General features: G+C 29.9%; 5 protein-coding genes. 2 read left to right on the forward strand and 3 right to left on the reverse strand.

Annotated features, from left to right (window positions below; translation table 11 throughout):
- From DWZ53_RS01860 to DWZ53_RS01870, 3 genes are all read right to left on the reverse strand, one after another.
- Entirely contained in the window at nucleotides 1-2,487 is a 2,487-nt protein-coding gene (locus DWZ53_RS01860; protein WP_233541808.1) for an excinuclease ABC subunit UvrA, read from the reverse strand.
- A gap of 384 nt (nucleotides 2,488-2,871) precedes the next feature.
- Entirely contained in the window at nucleotides 2,872-3,309 is a 438-nt protein-coding gene (locus DWZ53_RS01865; RefSeq protein ID WP_118431436.1) for a hypothetical protein, read from the reverse strand.
- A 224-nt stretch (nucleotides 3,310-3,533) separates the two neighbouring features.
- Entirely contained in the window at nucleotides 3,534-5,168 is a 1,635-nt protein-coding gene (locus DWZ53_RS01870; protein WP_118431438.1) for a glycogen synthase, read from the reverse strand.
- 334 nt (nucleotides 5,169-5,502) lie between these two features.
- On the opposite strand from DWZ53_RS01870, the gene DWZ53_RS01875 reads away from it, so the two are divergent.
- Nucleotides 5,503-6,237 carry a MurR/RpiR family transcriptional regulator gene (locus DWZ53_RS01875; RefSeq protein WP_158568151.1) on the forward strand — a complete coding sequence of 245 codons (735 nt, stop codon included), beginning with the start codon at nucleotides 5,503-5,505 and terminating at the stop codon, nucleotides 6,235-6,237.
- An 83-nt stretch (nucleotides 6,238-6,320) separates the two neighbouring features.
- Nucleotides 6,321-7,745 (forward strand): 6-phospho-beta-glucosidase, encoded by a 1,425-nt coding sequence (locus tag DWZ53_RS01880; RefSeq protein WP_118431441.1) that lies wholly within the window; start codon nucleotides 6,321-6,323, stop codon nucleotides 7,743-7,745.
- Nucleotides 7,746-7,919: the final 174 nt, after the last annotated feature.

Genomic DNA, 7,919 nt, shown 5'->3' on the forward strand with positions numbered 1-7,919 from the left:
TTATAAGTATCTACCAGTAATACTATTTTTATTATGTTTTATTTGTTCAACAGAACCTGTAGCTACGATAGTTCCCCCATCTTGACCGCCACCCGGTCCCATATCAATTAGATAATCTGCATTTTTCATTACATCTCGATCATGCTCGATCACAATGACGGTAGCGCCTTGATCAACAAGAGATTGAAAAACACGAACTAATGTTTGAACATCTAATGGATGTAGTCCAATTGTTGGTTCATCAAAAATAAAGATAGCATCATCTTGAGATTTACTCATTTCACTAGCCAGTTTTAGACGTTGGGCTTCCCCACCAGACAAACTTGGTGTTTCTTCTCCTAATGTTAAATAACCTAACCCTAAGTTTTCTAATACTTCTAATTTACGATAAACCCCTTTTAAAGTAGAACATGCTTCTTTAGCTAAATGCACATCCATTTCCATCAGTTCCGGTAGTGAATATTCTTTATTTTTGGATGTTTGATACTTGATCATATAACTTTCTTGGTTATATCGAGAACCTTGGCAATCAGGACATGTTACATGAACATCTGGTAAGAACTGAACATCTAGACTTAATGTCCCCGTTCCATCACAAGTTGGACATCTTAATTTTCCGGTATTATATGAAAAATCACCTGCTTTATAGCCTTTTGATTTTGCTGCTTCCGTTCTAGCAAATCTTTTTCTTAGTTCGTCATGAACATTGATATATGTAGCTACGGTTGAACGAATATTAATTCCTATAGGTGTTGCATCAATAAGTTTAATATGTTTAATTCCTTCTATTTCAACATTCTTTACATGTTTTGGTAATTCTTGTTGATTTATTTTTGCTTGAATAGCTGGTAATAAACTTTCTAAAACCATGGTTGTTTTACCTGAACCTGATACCCCAGTAACAACAGTAAGTTTTCCTTTAGGAATATCAACTTCTAAAGGATGAACAGTATGAATTTGATTAGTCGAAAGATGTATTTTACCTAGTTCAAAGATTTTATCTTCTGTTGATAAGGGACGAATATTGGCTTGATATTGATGACTTAAAAAAGGACCTATCATAGACTGCTTATTCTTTTTAATCTCTTCAACAGTTCCTTGGCTTAAAACATAGCCCCCATTTTCCCCGGCTTCTGGTCCCATTTCAATAATCCAATTTGCTTCTTTGATAATTTCAGTATCATGATCTACTAATAAAATTGAATTACCATCATGAATTAAATCATTCATAACCCCAACTAATCCATATATATTAGAAGGATGCAATCCAATTGAAGGTTCATCTAAAACATAAAGAATACCAGTAGTCCGATTCCTTACTGCTCTTGCCAGTTGCATACGTTGTCTTTCTCCTGTAGATAAAGTAGAAGCTGCTCTATCCAATGAAAGATAACCTAATCCTAAATCTAATAGTCTTTTCGATACATCTAAAAAGGAATCACATATTTCATGAGCCATCGGCTTCATTTCTTTAGTCATTGTCTCTGGAACACCTTTTACCCACTCTACTAAATCCTTTAAAGGCATTTGACATGCTTCATCTAGCCCTATTCCTCTTATTTTAGGTTTTCTTGCCTCTTTGGATAAACGTGTTCCATGACAATCAGGACATATTTCCTCTTTTAAAAACTTCTCTACTCTTTTCATCCCTTTATCATCTTTTACTTTAGAAAGTGCATTTTCTACTGTATAAGTGGCATTATAATAAGTAAAATCCATTTCTCCAGCATGATCCGTATTCTTTGCTTTATAAAAAATATGCTTTTTCTCTGCCGGTCCATAATAAACAATATTCTTTTCTTCTTCTGTTAATTGATTAAAAGGAATATCTGTTCTTACTCCCATCGCCCTACATACATCTGTCATTAATGTCCACATTAAAGAATTCCAAGGTGCTACTGCACCTTCATCAATAGTCAGTGTCTTATCAGGAACTAAAGAATCAATATCTACAGTTCTTACAATTCCTGTTCCCCCACATTTTAAGCAAGCCCCTTGACTATTGAAAGCTAATTCTTCTGCACTTGGTGCATGAATTTTTTCATGACATACAGGACAGATAATTTCTTTTTCTAATGCCACATTTAAAGTAGGTTCGATATAATGACCATTCTTACAACAATGACTTCCTAATCTAGAATACATCAAACGTAAACTATTAAGTAATTCTGTTCCTGTACCAAAAGTACTCCGAATTCCTGGTATACCTGGATGTTGATGCAAAGCTAAAGCTGCAGGTACATATAAAACATCCTCTACTTGTGCTTTAGTAGCACTTGTCATCCGTCGTCTTGTGTAAGTAGATAGTGATTCTAAATATCTTCTTGAACCTTCGCTATATAAAACACCCATCGCTAATGATGATTTCCCTGATCCAGAAACTCCGGCAATCGCTACTATTTGATTTAAAGGAATATCAACATCAATATTCTTTAAATTATGTACTTTTGCCCCTTTAACCTTAATCATTTTTGGTATATTATCCATACTATCCCTCATTTCTACTATATAGTTATATCTCATTTTTGAATATAAAAAAAGAAACACTCCTCTTTTTTGAAGCGCATTTACATTATTTCTTTTATATTGTTTTATTTTGTAAATGAAATTTAACAATATTGTTATTTCAAATAAATATCACTATTATTGTTCTCCTGAAAGGAGACAATGTTAGTTGTTTTCTAGTTTGGTAGTATCTGTCATAACTGATATTCTCCACTTTTTCTTGGCATATCTTAATTTATCATGTACTTTGAATATTTTGAATCACTTTTGGAACAGAGTTCCAACCATAGGAAATAGTGTCATTAGTATGAGAAATTTCCCACAAAAAAATATCCCTTATTTGGGATATCTTTTGATTTACATTATTTACTTTATATCGGCATGAAGCACATAATTAACAGTTATCTTTTTATTAAAATTAACCTTTTTACCATTTAAATCTGTTGCTGTACCAAAGTATTTCAATATTGTTTTATTATGCTTTTCAATAACTTTTAACTTAATGTTTGAATCACGATAGTTATCTTTTACGCTTTTACACATAAATTCATGTTGCATAGTAAGATCGTAAATTTTTAAATTGATAGATGAAGCCATCGGAATACCATTTCTATCTGTATAAGCAATGGATGGTGCTTCAATTTTCAGGTTTTCTCCTGCCGTGCCAGCACTAACTTGAATTTGAATATAAGGATGATAGGAAGAGTAAAAATACCAACCTGTTACACCCATAACAGTAAGTAAAAATACACAAATGATTATTAATGTTCTCTTCTTAATTTTAAATTCTATATAATCTTTCATACATAACCTCCTTCCTTTAAATATTTATATCTTATTATTTATTATACAATAAACATATTAAAAAGAATACATTCATCATCAACCCTATTTATTCATTTAGTACATCAACTATATACTATAAAAAATGAGATGTCATGATAACTGACACCTCAATCTTTAAATATTATATTTATATGTTTATTTTTGATAAAATCTTTAAAAATCAATTGATTATCAATACTTTTTTAATCTCTTGGTGTTAATTCTACATACATATCTTTATATTGTTTTGCACTCTTTTGCCAAGAGACATCTTTATTCATATTACGCATGACCATATCATCCCAATATTTTCTATTTTCAAAATAAAGTGTTTTAGCTCTATTAATTGCATCATAGAGAAGACCACTTTCATATCTATCAAATGTAAAACCATTACCAGTATTATCAAATAGATTATAAGGTTGAACTGTATCTTTTAGTCCTCCTGTTTCTCTTACAACCGGTATAGCACCATATCTCATAGCGATAAGTTGGGTAAGTCCACATGGTTCAAATCTTGATGGTACTAAAAGGGCATCACATCCTGCATAAATATTGTGAGCAACATTTTCGTTGTAGGCAATATAGGCACAGAAGTTACCTTTATATCTATCTTCATAATAACGGAATGCATTTTCATATTCAGCATCTCCCGTACCTAAAATAACAACTTGTGTATGTTCATCCATGATACCTGGAATAACATCATTTACAAGATCAAGACCTTTTTGATTAGTCAAACGTGAAATAAGTCCAATAACAATCTTATGGTCATCTACTTCTAGACCTAAAGCTTCTTGAAGTGCTTTCTTGTTTATCTTTTTATTCTTTAGCACTGATTTTGCATCATACTTCATCGCTAACAATTCATCTGTTTTAGGATTCCAAATGTCTGTATCAATACCATTTACAATTCCTTGAATCTTATTATGATGATATCTTAAATGTGCAGCTAATCCTTCACCGTACTCATCTGTTTGAATCTCACCAGCATAAGTATGACTTACTGTAGTCAGTTTATTACAATAAGTAATACCGCCCTTCAACATATTAGCATCAAGCCAATTTTGAGTCATACAATCTTTATTAAAAACATAATCAGGAAGTCCCGACCAATACTGTATCATTTTTCTATCATAAATACCTTGGAATCTTAAATTATGAATTGTCAGTACAGCACTAGCACGTCCTACATTGGTATTATTAAAACATGTTCTTAAATAAAGTGGTACTAAAGATGCTTGCCAATCATGACAGTGTACAACATCTGGAGTCCAATCCAAATAATTAAGTGCAGCAAGCGCAGCTTTACTAAAATAACAGAACTTTGGAATATCATCAATAAGATTTGTATAAGGATTACCCCAAGAGAAAAACTCATCATTATCTATAAAATCATAAACGACACCATCTTCCTGATATTCCATAATTCCTACATAATATTGTTTTCCATCAGCACATAAATCCATATAAAATGAACCTTTATATTCCATCTTTTCTTGATATTTTTGAGGAATACATTTATATCTTGGAATAATTACTTTAACATCAATATTTAATTTAGCTAAACTTTTAGGAAGAGCAGACATGACATCTCCTAATCCCCCAGTCTTGACGAAAGGATAACATTCTGATCCAATAAAGGCTACACTTCTTCTTGGTCCTAAATCAAGTTGTTTTGTTGGGCTTTCTTGTTTAACAGAAACCTTTTGAACAGTTTCATTTTTCTTAGCAGCAACATGATTCACTTTTGAAATAGTCGTTTTTTTCTTGTTAGTGTTTATATTATTTTTTGTGTTCTTTTTCTTATTGCTTTTTTGTACTGCTTTTTTTCTCATATTATTTTCCTCCTATCTATAAAATAATATTATAATGTCTATTGATATCTTATATTATATCATTTATTTCTACGATTTTTGTATATTTTGGGTATACTCTTACATTTATGTTATTTTCAAGTAACCATAAGCCTATTATTATTTTTTATACGCTTAGTTTCACCATTATTTTAAAAAAGTAGTTTATAAAAAAATGACTTTCTCAATTTATACAATTAGGTATCCTCTCTTTCATGAAAATTAGAAAATCAAACAATTATAAAAATATTGATAAATAAAAAGAATATTTATATTCTTATATGATAAAATGAGAGTTGTTGAAGGAGGAAAATATATGCTTATTGATAAATTAAATATTATCTTAAATTCAAATGACGAATTTTCTCCAAAGTATGTTATTAGTTTATTTGTAAAAAATAATCTAAATGATATTCCAACAATGTCTATAGACGCTATTGCTCTTTCATGTCATACCTCTAAAAGTCAGATTTCTAAATATGTAAAATCATTAGGCTATGAAACAATGAAAGACTTTAAAGTAGCTTGTTTAGATAATATTTCTAGTATAGAAAGAACCAACAAAACTTTATTTTCTTTACAAAAAAATATTGAAAACCAATTTATTGATTTTACATCTAATATTATTAATGAACTCTATTTTACAATAAAGCACATTGACGAAGTCAAATTATTGAAACTTATAAATGATATAAAGAATAGCCAACGTATATTTGTTTACGGACACGGTCATGCTAGAACACTCTGCTCATATATTCAAAATGAACTTTCTACAAAACAAAAAGAAACAATAATATGTGATGTTGATTTTGAAAATGAATATAATTTTAAAGATAGTGATCTTCTTTTAATTATGAGTATCAATGGAGATACATTTTATTTTAATAAAAGAGTAATTCATCATATTTTAAAATGTCCTGTTAATACTTGGCTTATGAGTTGTAAAAATGATATTTCTTTTCCCAAAAACTACTTATATATTCCAACAACAAATATAAAATACAATGACTATTTATTAAGACATGTTATTGATTTTATCTTGATGTATTAAGTTTCCATTTCAGAAACTTTTTTATTTTATTAATTCTTATTTTCTAAAATGAATGTGTAATAAAAGTAAAGGAGGACTAAACAATGGGATTTAAAAAAGTTTTTTTATGGGGTGGCGCTACAGCTGCTAACCAATTAGAAGGTGGAGCTCATGAAGGGAATAGAGGTCCTGCGAACGTAGATTTCATGCCTCTTGGCAAAGATCGTTATTTAGTTGGTACAGGTAAAATGAAAATGTATGATTTTGATGATCAACATTTTTATCCAGCTTTGACTGCTGTTGATTTTTATCATCATTATAAAGAAGACATTGCTTTATTTGGCGAAATGGGATTTAAAACTTATCGTTTGTCAATTGCTTGGACTCGTATTTTCCCAAATGGTGATGAAAAAAAACCAAATGAAGAAGGTTTAAAATTTTATGAAAATATTTTTAAGGAATGTCATAAATATAGTATAGAGCCACTTGTTACAATTAATCATTTTGATTGTCCTATGTATCTAATAAAGAAAATAGGTGGCTGGAGAAGTAGAGAAATGATTCATTATTTTTATAAACTTTGTATGACTTTATTTAATAGATATAAAGGTCTTGTAAAATATTGGATTACATTTAATGAAATTAATATGATTTTACATTTTCCCTTTGTGGCTGCTGGTATTAGTTTTGAAGAAAATGAAAATGAAACCCAAGTAATGATTACAGCCGTTCATCATCAACTTATCGCTAGTGCAATGGCTACAAGACTTGCTCATGAAATAGATTCAAATAATCAAATTGGTTGTATGCTTGCAGCTGGTTCTTATTATCCAGAAACATGTAAACCAGAAGACTACTGGAAAGCCATTTGTGATAATCGAGAGATCTATATGTTTGCTGATGTTCAAGCAAGAGGTTATTATCACAATTATGCTTTAAAATGGATTGAAGAAAGAAATGCTAAGATTGATTTTAGAGAGGGGGATAAAGAGTTACTTAAAGAAAATACTGTAGACTTTGTAAGTTTTTCTTATTATTCATCGAGAGTGAGTAGTAGTGATTTATCTAAAGGTAACCAATCAGAAAGTAATATTTTCGCATCTGCTAGAAACCCATATTTAAAAGAAAGCGAATGGGGATGGGCAATTGATCCTTTAGGCTTTAGAAGTACAATTAATGAACTTTATGATCGTTATCAAAAGCCATTATTTGTTGTAGAAAATGGTTTAGGTGCCAAGGATATTATTGAAAAAGATGGTTCAATTCATGACGAATACAGAATTGATTACTTAAGACAACACATTCAAGCAATGAAAGATGCTGTAGAAAAAGATGGTGTTGACTTAATGGGATATACAACTTGGGGATGTATTGATTTAATTTCTAATGGAACAGGTGAAGTTAAAAAAAGATATGGTTTCATCTATGTAGATCGTGATAATTTAGGAAATGGAACATATAAAAGAATTAAAAAAGATTCATTTTATTGGTACAAAAAAGTAATTGAAACAAATGGTATTAATTTGTAATTAAAAAATATTTCATTAACTAAATTAGATGTTAAATGTATCATAATTCTATATATACAATATATTAATGATAGATTTCTTATAATCTAAACAAATATAAAAAAAGTGTGACCATATAAATAGCCACGGCTATTCAAATAATTTAGGGGGTTCAACTTTGGGGGTCTACTTTAG

Origin of the sequence: Coprobacillus sp. AF33-1AC, from assembly GCF_003475785.1 — a bacterium.
Taxonomy (GTDB): Bacteria; Bacillota_I; Bacilli_A; order Erysipelotrichales; family Coprobacillaceae; genus Faecalibacillus.

Coding starts and splice junctions, on each gene's coding strand:
- DWZ53_RS01860 (WP_233541808.1), bottom strand. CDS start 2,487: ATGGATAATATACCAAAAATGATTAAGGTTAAAGGGGCAAAAGTACAT.
- DWZ53_RS01865 (WP_118431436.1), bottom strand. CDS start 3,309: ATGAAAGATTATATAGAATTTAAAATTAAGAAGAGAACATTAATAATC.
- DWZ53_RS01870 (WP_118431438.1), bottom strand. CDS start 5,168: ATGAGAAAAAAAGCAGTACAAAAAAGCAATAAGAAAAAGAACACAAAA.
- DWZ53_RS01875 (WP_158568151.1), top strand. CDS start 5,503: ATGCTTATTGATAAATTAAATATTATCTTAAATTCAAATGACGAATTT.
- DWZ53_RS01880 (WP_118431441.1), top strand. CDS start 6,321: ATGGGATTTAAAAAAGTTTTTTTATGGGGTGGCGCTACAGCTGCTAAC.